At 63.6% G+C, this 11993-nt stretch carries 12 protein-coding genes; 8 read left to right on the top strand and 4 right to left on the bottom strand.

The window, feature by feature from the left end:
- Window positions 1-2 precede the first annotated feature (2 nt).
- Window positions 3-314 (top strand): DUF3579 domain-containing protein, encoded by a 312-nt coding sequence (locus AC1DUR_RS23870; protein ID WP_477720798.1) that lies wholly within the window; start codon window positions 3-5, stop codon window positions 312-314.
- 226 nt (window positions 315-540) lie between these two features.
- Here AC1DUR_RS23870 and rpsT read toward each other — a convergent pair whose 3' ends face one another.
- The gene (rpsT, locus tag AC1DUR_RS23865) at window positions 541-852 is read right to left on the bottom strand and encodes a 30S ribosomal protein S20 (RefSeq protein WP_477720797.1); all 312 of its coding nucleotides are present in this window, start codon (window positions 850-852) and stop codon (window positions 541-543) included.
- A gap of 306 nt (window positions 853-1158) precedes the next feature.
- On the opposite strand from rpsT, the gene murJ reads away from it, so the two are divergent.
- Both murJ and AC1DUR_RS23855 read left to right on the top strand, forming a co-directional pair.
- Window positions 1159-2724, top strand: a complete 1566-nt coding sequence (gene murJ, locus AC1DUR_RS23860; protein WP_477720796.1) for a murein biosynthesis integral membrane protein MurJ — start codon at window positions 1159-1161, stop codon at window positions 2722-2724.
- Between the two features lie 110 nt (window positions 2725-2834).
- The gene (locus AC1DUR_RS23855; protein WP_477720795.1) at window positions 2835-3683 is read left to right on the top strand and encodes a SirB1 family protein; all 849 of its coding nucleotides are present in this window, start codon (window positions 2835-2837) and stop codon (window positions 3681-3683) included.
- A gap of 134 nt (window positions 3684-3817) precedes the next feature.
- Here AC1DUR_RS23855 and AC1DUR_RS23850 read toward each other — a convergent pair whose 3' ends face one another.
- Both AC1DUR_RS23850 and purM read right to left on the bottom strand, forming a co-directional pair.
- Window positions 3818-5014, bottom strand: coding sequence for an MFS transporter (locus AC1DUR_RS23850; RefSeq protein WP_477720794.1), 1197 nt, complete (start codon window positions 5012-5014; stop codon window positions 3818-3820).
- A gap of 43 nt (window positions 5015-5057) precedes the next feature.
- Entirely contained in the window at window positions 5058-6098 is a 1041-nt protein-coding gene (gene purM / locus AC1DUR_RS23845) for a phosphoribosylformylglycinamidine cyclo-ligase (protein ID WP_477720793.1), read from the bottom strand.
- A 180-nt stretch (window positions 6099-6278) separates the two neighbouring features.
- On the opposite strand from purM, the gene AC1DUR_RS23840 reads away from it, so the two are divergent.
- From AC1DUR_RS23840 to folK, 5 genes are read left to right on the top strand one after another with little or no spacing between them, the layout of a single operon-like run.
- Window positions 6279-7349, top strand: coding sequence for an AI-2E family transporter (locus tag AC1DUR_RS23840; RefSeq protein ID WP_477720792.1), 1071 nt, complete (start codon window positions 6279-6281; stop codon window positions 7347-7349).
- Between the two features lie 40 nt (window positions 7350-7389).
- Window positions 7390-8076: a DnaA regulatory inactivator Hda gene (hda, locus tag AC1DUR_RS23835; protein WP_477720791.1), complete on the top strand. Its 687-nt coding sequence runs from the start codon at window positions 7390-7392 to the stop codon at window positions 8074-8076.
- Window positions 8073-8747 carry a histidinol-phosphatase gene (locus AC1DUR_RS23830; protein WP_477720790.1) on the top strand — a complete coding sequence of 225 codons (675 nt, stop codon included), beginning with the start codon at window positions 8073-8075 and terminating at the stop codon, window positions 8745-8747. Before hda ends, AC1DUR_RS23830 begins: the two co-directional genes overlap by 4 nt.
- A 60-nt stretch (window positions 8748-8807) precedes the next feature.
- A complete protein-coding gene (gene pcnB, locus AC1DUR_RS23825; RefSeq protein WP_477720789.1) occupies window positions 8808-10460 on the top strand; it encodes a polynucleotide adenylyltransferase PcnB in 1653 nt (550 codons plus the stop codon).
- A gap of 17 nt (window positions 10461-10477) precedes the next feature.
- On the top strand, window positions 10478-10984 hold the full coding sequence (gene folK, locus AC1DUR_RS23820) for a 2-amino-4-hydroxy-6-hydroxymethyldihydropteridine diphosphokinase (RefSeq protein ID WP_477720788.1): 507 nt from the start codon (window positions 10478-10480) through the stop codon (window positions 10982-10984).
- A gap of 7 nt (window positions 10985-10991) precedes the next feature.
- On the opposite strand, the gene pdxH is transcribed toward folK, so the two are convergent.
- A complete protein-coding gene (gene pdxH, locus AC1DUR_RS23815; protein WP_477720787.1) occupies window positions 10992-11642 on the bottom strand; it encodes a pyridoxamine 5'-phosphate oxidase in 651 nt (216 codons plus the stop codon).
- Window positions 11643-11993: the final 351 nt, after the last annotated feature.

The raw sequence follows: 11993 nt of genomic DNA, 5'->3' as shown, positions 1-11993 counted from the left end.
AGATGGTCTCCAACTCCGCCAAAGAAGTCTTTATTCAGGGCATTACCCGAGACGGCAAAACCTTCCGGCCCAGCGACTGGGCCGACAGGTTGTGCGGTGTGATGAGCCAGTTCCGTCCCGGCGGGCCGCAGCCGGGCAGCCACCTCACCTATTCGCCCTGGTGCGTTCCCACGGTCATCAATGGTCTCAAGTGCGTGGTCGTCAACGCCGAGTTGCGAGATGTCGAGCCCATGGCCTGGGACTTTGTGATCAACTTTGCCAGGGACAATGAACTGCAGGTGGCCGAAGCTTGCCTGATTCCCGATAAGCTTTAAAGCGGCTGCGCGGGCACGATGCGGGATTGCGCGGTGCCCGCAATCTTTATCTGCCTGAGTACATTCTTTTTGTGCTGCGTGTGCCTTGTCCCGCCCCACCCCCGCTCGCTACGCTTTCCCGGAGTTGAAAACAAAAAAGCCGTCTTTCGACGGCTTTTTGCTTTGCTGCAGCGCACCCTACAAAACGGCGGACCGAAAAATCAGTCCGGGCGGTTTGCCTGAAAGATCAGGCGGCCTTTGCGGGGGCCAGTGCCAGGGCTTTCACCTTGGCGGACAGACGGCTTTTATCGCGCGCTGCCTTGTTCTTGTGGAAGATGCCTTTGTCGGCCACTATGTCCACAATGCTCTGGGCTTTGGCGAACAGGTCTTTGGCCTTGTCCTTGTCACCGGCTGCAACGGCTTTTTCGACGTTTTTCACAGCGGTACGGTATTTGGAGCGCAGCGAGGTGTTCGCGGCGTTGAGTTTGACGTCCTGGCGGACGCGTTTGCGGCCCGACGCAAGGCGCGGGTTCTTTTTCTTGGGTTTGGCGGTAGCCATATATAGTTTCCTTTAATCCTGGGGAGGAGTCTGTGGATGTTGCAGCAAAGCCTTGGATTATACGACGGCGGAGTTTCAGGCCGGAAATGGTGGTTTTAGACCAAGAAGGACTTACACCAGCAGGGGCCGCGGAACCGGCTTCGCCGGGCCGCAGGCGCAGCGGCCCGAGGGGCTGGAGCCCGCGGCTCCAAGCCTGCCTGCGCAGGCTTGGACAGGCGACAGAGGCGAAGCGTCTCGCGAGCCGCGGCCTGCAAGGCCTCGGGAGCTACACGCAGTGAGCGACCGTGGGGGCTATAAACTCCACGGGTGTCACTTTTTAAAGCCGCCTCCACCGTATCCCTGCTGACCCTGGTCTCCCGAATCACCGGTTTGGTGCGGGAACTGCTGATTGCCTCGACTTTTGGCGCCAGCGCCATGACCGACGCCTTCAACGTGGCGTTTCGCATTCCCAACCTGTTTCGCCGCCTGTTTGCCGAAGGCGCCTTCAGCCAGGCCTTTGTGCCCGTGCTGGCGGCCAGCAAGGCCAACAACGGCGATGCCGAAACCAGGCTGCTGATCGACCGGGTCGCGACGCTGTTGACCTGGGCGCTGCTGTTGACCTGCGTGATAGGCGTGGCGGGGGCGCCGGTGCTGGTATGGGCCATGGCCAGCGGCCTGAAGCAGGAGCCGCGTGGTTTTGAAGCCGCCGTGTTCATGACCCGCTGGATGTTCCCCTACATCGCCTTCATGTCGCTGGTGGCGTTGTCGTCCGGCGTGCTCAATACCTGGCGGCGTTTTGCGGTGTCGGCGGCGACGCCGGTGCTGTTGAACCTGGCCATGATTGCGGCCGCCTGGCTGGGCGCGCCCTGGTTCCGGGCGCAGGGCATTGAGCCCGTGTACGCCTTGGGCGCCGGCGTGATGCTGGGTGGGGTTTTGCAGCTGGCGGTGCAGGTGCCGGCCTTGCTGCGCCTGGGCCTGCTGCCAAAAATCGGATTGAACTGGGCACGCGTTCAGGCTGCCTGGGCCGACACGGCAACCAAAAACATCGCCAAACTGATGGTTCCTGCCTTGCTGGGGGTCAGCGTGGCGCAGATTTCCCTGCTGATCAACACCCAGATCGCCTCGCACCTGACGCCCGGCAGCGTGAGCTGGCTGACCTATGCCGACCGGCTGATGGAGTTCCCGACGGCCATGCTGGGCGTGGCCATCGGCGTGGTGCTGATGCCGCAGCTGGCGGCGGCCAAGGCGGCCAGCGACGCCGCCAAATACTCAGCCATGCTGGACTGGGGCCTGCGCATCGTGGTGGTGCTGGCCGTGCCGTGCGCGGTAGCCCTGCTGACCTTTGCCCAGCCGCTGGTCGCCACGCTCTACCACTACGGCGCCTTTACCGACCGCGACGTGCAACAGACCACCACCGCGCTGATGGGCTACGGCGCAGGCCTGCTGGGCCTGGTGGCCATCAAGGTGCTGGCGCCGGGCTTTTATGCCAGCCAGGACATCCGCACGCCCGTGCGCATTGCGGTGGTGGTGCTGGTCATCACGCAATTGCTCAATCTGGCGCTGGTGCCGGTTTTGCAGCACGCCGGGCTGGCGCTGGCCATCGGCATCGGGGCGCTGATCAATGCGCTGTGGCTATTGGTTGGACTGATGCGGCGCGGCAGCTACACACCCGCCCCCGGCTGGGGTGCATTCGCCTGCCAGGTCCTGGCTGCCAGCGCGTTGCTGGCGGTTTTTTTGCTGTGGGCCGCAGGCCGTGTCAGCTGGATCGGCCTCAAAGATGCATATTTGCAACGGATTGGCCTGTTGGCCCTTGTTTTATGTGTATCAGCGGCTATTTATTTTGCAGCGCTCTGGTTCTCCGGGCTGAAGCTTCGCCAGCTGGTCCGGCGCTGATCCGGTCGACCCGGTCTGCCCGGTCTGCCCGGTCTGCCTTTTGTCGGTCGGGACGAACCGGGGGTATACCTGATCCCCACAGCGGTGCCAGTTTGTGAGAAAGTAATGCCATGCAATTAAATCTGGCCGTACCGTCCCCATTGCAGTATTTCTCCAGCCTGGTGCAGAGCGATGAGCATTTCCCCCTGCTGGAAGCCGCCATCAGCCTGGCCCAGGATGAATACCCCGACCTTGACGTGCAGCAGGTGCTGGGCGATGTGGACCAGCTGCTGGCCCGCCTCAAGCGCCGCCTGCCGGCGGACGCACCCGCGCTGCAACGCCTGCGCGCGCTGAACCAGTTCTTTTTCCACGACCTGAGTTTTGGCGGCAACGTCAACGACTACTACGACCCCGACAACAGCTACCTGAACGCCGTGCTGCGCACGCGGCGTGGCATTCCCATCACGCTGGCCGTGCTGTGGCTGGAACTGGCCCTGGGGCTGGGCCTGAACGCGCGCGGGGTGGCCTTTCCAGGGCATTTTATGGTCAAGGTCAACCTGCCCAAGGGCCAGGTGGTGATAGATCCGTTCAGCGGGCAGTCCCTGAGCCGCGAAGAGCTGGCCGAGCGGCTGGAGCCGTTCCGCCAGCGCGGCAGCATGGCGGAAGAGTTCGAGGTGCCCATGGGCTTGTACCTGCAGTCAGCGCCGCCGCGCGACATCATCAGCCGCATGCTGCGCAACCTGAAGGAAATCCACAAAACCCAGGAAGACTGGCCACGCCTGATTGCCGTGGAAGACCGCCTGATCGTGCTGCAGCCCGACGCCTGGCCCGAGTACCGGGACCGCGGGCTGGCCTGGGCAGCCCAGGGGGAAGTGACCCAGGCGGTGACCGATCTGGAAACCTACCTGGCGCATGCCGAGGATGCACTGGACATTGACGCGATGAGCGAGCGCGTCGCCCAATTGCGGGGGAAACACTGACTTTGGGCGTCCGGCGGGGATAGGGTTTCACGGCGCCTCTTTTGCCCGCCAACACCGGCCAGGTTCCGAAATGGCCAAACTGATCGCACACTGACCGGTAACCGCCTCAGGGTCGGACGCAGTCGGGTGCCCTGTCAGGTGCTCCAGAGACGGGTGCCATGCCAGCGCCAGAGCATGGCCAGCGCCACCAGGCTGAAGACCGCGCCGGCGGCAAAGGTCACCGGTGCGCCTAGCTGGTCCCACAGCACTCCCGCCAGCGTGCTGGCCAGGAGCATCGCCAGGCCGCTCACCAGGTTGAAAAACCCGAACGCCGTGCCGCGCAGGTCGGGCGGTGCGGCGTTGGTCACCATGGTGGCCAGCAAGCCCTGGGTCATGGCCATGTGCAGGCCCCACAGCGCGATGCCCGCCCAGACCCAGGTCCAGTGGTTGCTGTAGGCCAGCAGCGCATCGGCGCCAATCAGCACCGCCAGCCCCCAGGCCAGCAGCGTGGTGTGGCTCACCGAGTCCGACAGCTTGCCGAAGGGGTAGGCGCCCAGGGCATAGACCATGTTCATCCCGATCAGTACCAGCGGCGTGTAGGCGACCGGCAGGCCACCCTGCAGCGCCCGCAGCAGTAAAAACGCTTCGCTGAAGCGCGCCAGCGTGAACACGGCGCCGATGGCAACCACCCGCCAGTACGGTCCGCTCAGGCGCTTCAGGTTGTCTTTGCTGATCGGGTTGAGCCGCGGCGCCTGCCGGTCGCGCACGGGCTCGCGCACGCCGAACAGCAGCAGGGCCACGGCCAGAAAGCCGGGAATGATGGCCACCCAGAAGATGGCCCGGAAATCATTGGCCCAGAGCAGCATCAGGCCCATCGCAATCAGGGGGCCGAGGAAGGCCCCCACGGTATCGAGCGCCTGGCGCAGCCCGAAAGCCGCGCCGCGCAGGTTGGGCGGCGCCAGATCGGCCACCAGCGCATCGCGCGGGGCGCCGCGCAGGCCTTTGCCGACGCGGTCAATCAGGCGGGCGGCCATCACCATGCCAGTGGTTGTGGCCAGCGCAAAGAGCGGTTTTGACAGCGCACCCAGGCCGTAGCCGAATACCGCCAGCGGCTTGCGCTTTCCCCAGTAGTCGCTGAGCACGCCCGAGAACACCTTGACGATGAGCGCCGTGGCTTCGGCAAAGCCCTCGATCAGGCCGACGGCCCACATGCTGGTGCCCAGCACCGTGACCATGAAGACCGGCAGCAGGCTGTGGATCATCTCGGAAGAAATGTCCATGAGCAGGCTGACAAAGCCCAGTGCCCAGATGCCGGCCGGAAGACGCTGCGAGCGGCTGGCGTTGTTAGCCACGGTGTTTACCGGAGGGGCTTGCCGGTCAGCCATCGCGGCCGGATCAGCCGACGATGACGGCGGCGCCCTCGCCGCGGGGGGCGATCACGCCAATCTCATAAACCTGTTCACCGGCGTCACGCAGGGTTTTGGCCGTGGCCTGCGCGCTGGCGGCGTCCACCACCACCACCATGCCGATGCCGTTGTTGAAGGTGCGGTTCATCTCAAAGTCGTCGATACCGGCGGTCTTTTGCAGCCAGGCAAACAGCTCGGTTTGCGGCCAGCTGCCTTTTTTGAGGTGAGCCGCCGTGCCCTCGGGCAGCACGCGCGGAATGTTTTCCAGCAGGCCACCGCCGGTGATGTGGGCCAGCGCCTTGATCGGATGCGCCGCCAGCGCGGCCAGTACGTTCTTGACGTACAGCCGGGTGGGCTCCATCAGGGCTTGCTTGAAGGGCTTGCCATCCAGCGTGGCGGGGCAGTCGGCGCCGGCGCGATCGATGCATTTGCGCACCAGGCTGAAGCCGTTGGAATGCACGCCGCTGCTGGCCAGGCCCAGCACCACGTCGCCGGTCTGGACTTCCTTGCCCGTCAGGATCTTCGACTTTTCCACCGCGCCCACCGCAAAACCGGCCAGGTCGTACTCGCCCTCGGGGTACATGCCGGGCATTTCAGCCGTTTCGCCGCCAATCAGGGCGCAACCGCTCAATTCGCAGCCTTTGGCAATGCCGCCGACCACCGCCGCGGCGGTGTCCACATCGAGCTTGCCGCAGGCGAAGTAATCCAGGAAGAACAGCGGCTCGGCACCCTGTACCAGCACATCATTGACGCTCATCGCCACCAGGTCGATGCCGACGGTGTCGTGCATGTTCCATTCAAAGGCCAGGCGCAGCTTGGTGCCCACGCCGTCAGTGCCGCTTACCAGCACCGGTTCCTTGTAGCGCTTGGGCACCTCAAACAGCGCGCCAAAACCGCCAATGCCGGCCAGCACGCCTTCGCGCATGGTTTTCTTGGCCAGCGGCTTGATGCGTTCAACCAGGGCGTCGCCCGCGTCAATGTCAACGCCGGCGTCTTTGTAGCTCAGGGGGGAAGAGGATGAGGTGGTCATGGGGTGGGGCTCTGGTGCGATGGGGTGCGGTCGGTCGGGTGGGCGGGGGTCTGCAGTCTGGAGCAGCCCTGCAAGCCCGATAGAATTCAGCCTTAGATTCTAAAGGCTGCGTGTCCAGTGTCCTGCCAGACCCCTGGCGGACCTTACCAGCCTCCCTCGGCAAGCTCACCGCAAGGCTTTATGCAATTCACCCACACCCAAAAAAGCGTCGCCGCCTGGTGCCTGATTGCGGCGCTGGCCGTTGTCGCGCTGTGGCTGCTGGGCCCGGTGCTGACGCCTTTTGTGGTGGCGGCGGTGCTGGCCTATGCGCTGACGCCGCTGGTGAACAGGCTGGACAGCCTCGGCAAGGGCCGCCTGCCGCGCGTGGTAGCGGTGCTGCTGGTGGAGTTTCTGTTTATCGTGGTGCTGTTCGGCCTGTTTCTGCTCATCGTGCCCATCATGGCCAAGGAATTGCCGCTGCTGCGTGAACAGGTGCCGCTGCTGGCGGACCGCCTCAACACCGAATTGGCGCCCTGGCTGGCGAAGTTCGGCTTTCGGGTGTCGCTCGACGTGGCCAGCATCAAGGCCTTTGTGCTCAAGTACCTCAATGCCAATTTCGAGGACGCCTTCGGCTCGCTGCTGTCCTCCCTCAAGCTCGGGGGCAGCGTGGCGCTGGCCATCATGGGCAATGCCGTGCTGATTCCGGTGGCACTTTTTTACCTGCTGGTGGACTGGGATAATTTTGTCGGCCATGTGCTGGAGCTGGTGCCTCCCCGCCTGCGCGAGGGTTTCGACAGCTTCACCAGCGAGGCCGATTCAGTGCTGGGCCAGTACCTGCGCGGCCAGTTGCTGGTCATGCTGATCATGGCCGTTTTCTATGCCGTCGGGCTGGCGCTGTTTGGCCTGGACCTGGCGGTGCCCATCGGCGTATTTACCGGGCTGGCGATGTTCATTCCCTATCTGGGTTTCGGCGTGGGGCTGATACTGGCGGTGCTGGCGGGCGTGCTGGAATTCGCCTCCATCAAGGCTCTGGTCATGGTAGCGGTGGTGTATGGGCTGGGGCAGGTGATTGAAAGCCTTTATCTCACGCCGCGGCTGGTGGGGGAGCGCATTGGCCTGCACCCGCTGGCGGTTATCTTTGCCTTGCTGGCATTTGGTCAGATGTTCGGGTTTGTCGGCGTGCTGGTGGCACTGCCGGTAAGCGCCGTGTTGCTGGTGGGTATTCGTCGCCTCAAGGCCAGCTACATCGCCAGCAGGCTTTACACGACCTGAGGGCTTCCATGAGCAGGCGTGAAACCGGCAGTGTGCAGGCATGAAACAGATAGCGCTTGATATCGGGCTGGCCTCCGCCCCCTCGTTTGCCAATTTCTTCGGCGGGCCGAACGAGGCGGCGCTTAAGCACCTGGAGCTTTGGGCTGGCAACACCCTGCGCTCACCGGTGCCGACCTACCTGTGGGGCGAGCCGGCCAGCGGCAAGACCCATTTGCTCAGGGCCGTCAGCGAGGCGCTGCGGGAGCAGGGCGCCCCGGTGGGCTGGATGGATGCGTCCATGCTCGAGCCACCGGAATTCAGCGAATCCTGGGCCGCCGTGATTCTGGACGACTGCCATCTTTACACGGCGGTGCAGCAGCAGGTCGCATTCAACTGGTTTGTCAATGCGCTCAATTCGGCCGATGGCCGTCCGCGTGGGGTGCTGGCCGCCGGCCTGGTGCCGCCCGCCGATCTGGCCTTGCGTGAGGACTTGCGCACGCGCCTGGGCTGGGGTCACGTGTTTGCCCTGCAGGCCCTGACCGAAGCGGAGCGCCGTGCCGTGCTCAGGCGCGAAGCCGATGCACGCGGCGTGTTTCTGGGCGATGACGCCATGGACTTCATGCTGACACGGTTTTCGCGCGACCTCGGAAGCCTCATGCAACTGCTGGACCAGCTCGACAGCTACGCCCTGCAAACCAAGCGGGCCATCACGATCCCGCTGATCAAATCCATGCTGGAGAGTCAATGACCGTGACACAAAAAATTGCTTTGTTCGACCTGGATCACACACTGATCCCGATTGATTCGGATTACGAATGGGGCGAGTTCACCATTGCGCAGGGCTGGTGCGAGGCCACCGAGTTCAAGCGCCGCAACGCCGAATTCTTTGCGCAATACCGCGCCGGCACGCTCGACATCCACGACTATGTGCGCTTTGCCACGCGGGCCATCCGCGAGCAGGGCGCAGCCAAATCGATGGCTGCCCATGCCCGCTTTATGCAGGAAGTGGTGCAAAAACTCATTACCCCGCAGGCCCTGGCGCTGGTTCAACAGCACCGCGATGCCGGCGACGAGCTGGTGATCGTCACGGCCACCAACGAGTTCGTGACCCGTCCAATTGCCGAGGCTTTTGGTGTGAAAGAGCTGATCGCCGTGGAGCTGGCGCGTGACGCCCAGGGCCAGCTGACCGGTGAAATCAGGGGCACGCCGTCCTTCCGGGAAGGCAAGGTTGCCCGCGTGGAGCAGTGGCTGGCCACCCGCCAGCTGGGCTGGCACGATGTGCAAACCTGCTTTTACACCGACTCCCTCAACGACCTGGCGCTCCTGGAGAAGGTGAGCTGCCCGGTGGCCACCAATCCGGATGAACGCCTGCGCGCCATCGCCACCGAGCGCGGATGGCGCATACTTGACCTGTTCTAATTGACCAGGGCGGCGCCAGCCGCCCCGCAACGACGGGCTAGCCCGAAAAATTCTGTTTTCATGATCAAAAAATTCATCGACAAGCTGTTTGGCAAATCCGGCAGCACCGAGACCACTGCTTCCGAAAGCAGGCGGATCAAAAAATTACCTTTCGGCAAGCGCCAGGACGTCGGCCCCAAAGAACACGGCATCGACCCCAAGCTGGTCGACGACCGTGCCATGGATGTCGTGCGCACCTTGAAACACGCGGGATTTGAAGCCTATGTGGTGGGCGGCGCCGTGCGCGACCTGCTAGTCGGCCTGCGGCCCAAGGACTTTGATGTGGCTACCGACGCCACACCCGAGCAGGTCAAGAGCCTGTTTCGACGCGCCTTCATCATCGGCCGGCGCTTTCGCATCGTTCACGTGATTTACGGTCGTGGCCGTGAGCATGAGGTCATCGAGGTCTCGACCTTCCGCGCGCACCTGGACAGCAGCCTGGCGGAGCAGGTGGGCGGCAACGAGCGAACCAGCAAGAGCGAGCTGGCCGGCATGAAGCATGCTGTCGACAGCTCGGGCCGCGTGCTGCGCGACAACGTCTGGGGCCCGCTGGAAGAAGACGCTGCGCGGCGCGACTTCACCATCAACGCCATGTACTACGACCCTGAAACCCAGATCGTGGTCGATTATCACAACGGCATCCGCGACGCGAAGAAAAAGATCATCCGCATGATCGGCAACCCGGTCGTGCGCTACCGCGAAGACCCGGTGCGCATCATTCGCGCGGTCCGCTTTGGCGCCAAACTCAGTGCGCTGGGATTCAAGTTTGAAGACAAGACCTCAGCGCCCTTGCGCGAGATGAGCGGCCTGCTGGCCGATGTGCCGCAGTCGCGCCTGTTCGACGAAATGCTCAAGCTGCTGCAGACAGGCCATTCGCTGGCCAGCATCGAGCAGCTCAAGACCCTGGGCCTGGGTACCAGCATCTACCCGCTGCTGGATGTGGTGGTCGATGCTGCCCATGAGCCTTTCCTGAACCTGGCGCTGAAAGATACCGACCGCCGCGTGGGTGAAGGCAAACCGGTGGCGCCCAGCTTTTTGCTGTCGTGCATCCTGTGGTCCGATGTGCGCGACGGCTGGGCGCGGCGCCGCAAGCGGGGCGAACACCTGATGCCGGCATTGCAGGATGCGATTGATGACGCGTTCAACGCCAAGATTGGCGACGTCTCGGGCCGCGGCAAGCTGGGCACCGACATGCGGGAAATATGGACCATGCAGCCGCGGTTTGAAAAGCGTGTTGGCAGCTCGCCGTATTCGCTGCTGGAGCAGCCACGCTTTCGCGCGGGTTTTGACTTTTTGCGCCTGCGCGCGCAGACCGGTGAAGTCGACATGGCGCTGGCCGAGTGGTGGGAAAAATTCAGCACCGCGTATGACGATGAACGCCACGCCATGATTGAAGAGGCACGCCAGGAGCAACTGCAAAAGCCGCAGCATCCGCGCACGCGCGTGAAGCGCCAGGACGCGGAGGCGGACGGTTCAGTCGCCAGCCCATCCAGTGTCCGCACGGACGCCGATCAACCCGAAACCTCGTCAGAACAGGGCGACACGGCGCCGGCCCGAAAACGCCGCCGGCGTCGCAAACCGGCGAATCGCGCCAATGCGGCCGATCCCGGCAGTGCAGAAGGCGGTGCTGGCGGCAGCGACCAGCCCTCGCCAGGTGTTGCCACCAACCCTTGAACCTTGGGGTGTGAGCCGTGAGTGTTGAGCGCGTCGTTCAGGCCTACATCGCTCTGGGAGCCAACCTCGGTGACGCAGCGGCAGCGCTGAGGCAGGCGGCAAGCGCCCTGGACCGCCTGCCGCTCACGCAGGTCCGCCGGATGTCCGGCCTCTACAAAACTGCACCGCTGGACACCGATTCGGGCGAGGCCATCGCGCCCGGCGGCGACTACCTCAATGCGGTGGTCGAACTGGAGACAGGCCTGGCCGCACCGGCGTTGCTGGAACAGCTGCAGCGGATCGAGCAGGAGGCCGGCCGCGAAAGACCCTACCGGAACGCCCCGCGCACGCTGGACCTGGACCTGCTGCTCTACGGCAGCGCCAGCATCGCTTCGGCGCAATTGACGGTGCCGCATCCGCGCATGCTGCCGCGGGCTTTTGTGCTGGTGCCGCTGGCTGAAATTGCACCGGAGCGGGTGAGCCCCGAACAGCTCGCGGCGGTGGCGCACCAGGCCATTGAGCGGCTGGGCGACTTCGTGACGTAGCGGATTCTCAGGGTGCCAAGCGCTCGCGCAGCCAGCTTGAATCGGCTTGCAGCGTGTAGCGCAGGCGGTCATGCAGACGGCTTTTGCGGCCCTGCCAGAACTGCCAGTTGTCGGGCTGGAGGCGGTAGCCGCCCCAGTGCGGCGGGCGCGGAGGCTGCAGCAGGAATTTGGCGCCATATTTGGCTGCATTGGTCACCAGCACACTGCGGCTGGCAATGACTTCGCTTTGCGGACTGGCCCAGGCGCCAATACGCGAATCCAGCGGGCGGCTGTTGAAGTAGGCGTCGCTTTCTTCCTCGGAGACTTTCTCGACCACGCCTTCAATGCGCACGACACGTTCGAGTTCGACCCAGTGAAACTGCAAGGCCGCATAAGGATTACCGGCCAGCTCGATGCCCTTGCGGCTCTTGTAATTGGTAAACCAGACAATGCCGCGCGCGTCATAGCCCTTGACCAGCACCACACGGGTGGAGGGTCGCAGGCTGCTGTCCACGGTGGCCAGTGTCATCGCATTGGGCTCCGGCACCTGCGCCGCAATGGCCTCGTTCAGCCACTGGTCGAATTGCTTCAAGGGGTCGGCGTGCGATGCGTCTTCATTGAGTTCCGCGCGTTCGTAGCTTTTGCGGAGGTCGGCCAGGTCGAGAGTGGGGTTGCTCATGTTCACGATTGTGCACGGTTCAGGGGGCATCTCGGCGTGGCTGGCCCAGGCTGGCATGACGCTGTTCGCTGTTTGATGGTCTGTTTAATAGTCTATTTAAGGGGAATGGCACTTACTTTGGCAGGTTGGCCTTCGGCGACGTGCGTAAGTGCTTGAAAGCAAAGGGAGATGGCTGACCAAAGGGTCGATAGGATGGTTGTTTACGAAGCACCCAAACCATCTTCCCAAAGGCCAGCCACCATGGATCGTAATGCCCAAAGCGTCTTGCATCAACGTTGCAGCAGCATTGGACGCCGGGCGAGATCGACCCAGGCGGTGGAATTCTTCAACGTTCTGACGAGTCCGGAGTTG

The organism is Polaromonas sp. P4_F4 (assembly GCF_056401355.1).
Note: the sequence above shows the minus strand (reverse complement) of the source record. Positions and strands in the feature narration are given on the sequence as shown.

What these genes read in the sequence shown, in the direction of transcription:
- pcnB (WP_477720789.1), top strand. Translation starts at nt 8,808, where the DNA reads ATGATCAAAAAATTCATCGACAAGCTGTTTGGCAAATCCGGCAGCACC.
- hda (WP_477720791.1), top strand. Translation starts at nt 7,390, where the DNA reads ATGAAACAGATAGCGCTTGATATCGGGCTGGCCTCCGCCCCCTCGTTT.
- AC1DUR_RS23840 (WP_477720792.1), top strand. Translation starts at nt 6,279, where the DNA reads ATGCAATTCACCCACACCCAAAAAAGCGTCGCCGCCTGGTGCCTGATT.
- rpsT (WP_477720797.1), bottom strand. Translation starts at nt 852, where the DNA reads ATGGCTACCGCCAAACCCAAGAAAAAGAACCCGCGCCTTGCGTCGGGC.
- AC1DUR_RS23855 (WP_477720795.1), top strand. Translation starts at nt 2,835, where the DNA reads ATGCAATTAAATCTGGCCGTACCGTCCCCATTGCAGTATTTCTCCAGC.
- AC1DUR_RS23870 (WP_477720798.1), top strand. Translation starts at nt 3, where the DNA reads ATGGTCTCCAACTCCGCCAAAGAAGTCTTTATTCAGGGCATTACCCGA.
- pdxH (WP_477720787.1), bottom strand. Translation starts at nt 11,642, where the DNA reads ATGAGCAACCCCACTCTCGACCTGGCCGACCTCCGCAAAAGCTACGAA.
- AC1DUR_RS23830 (WP_477720790.1), top strand. Translation starts at nt 8,073, where the DNA reads ATGACCGTGACACAAAAAATTGCTTTGTTCGACCTGGATCACACACTG.
- purM (WP_477720793.1), bottom strand. Translation starts at nt 6,098, where the DNA reads ATGACCACCTCATCCTCTTCCCCCCTGAGCTACAAAGACGCCGGCGTT.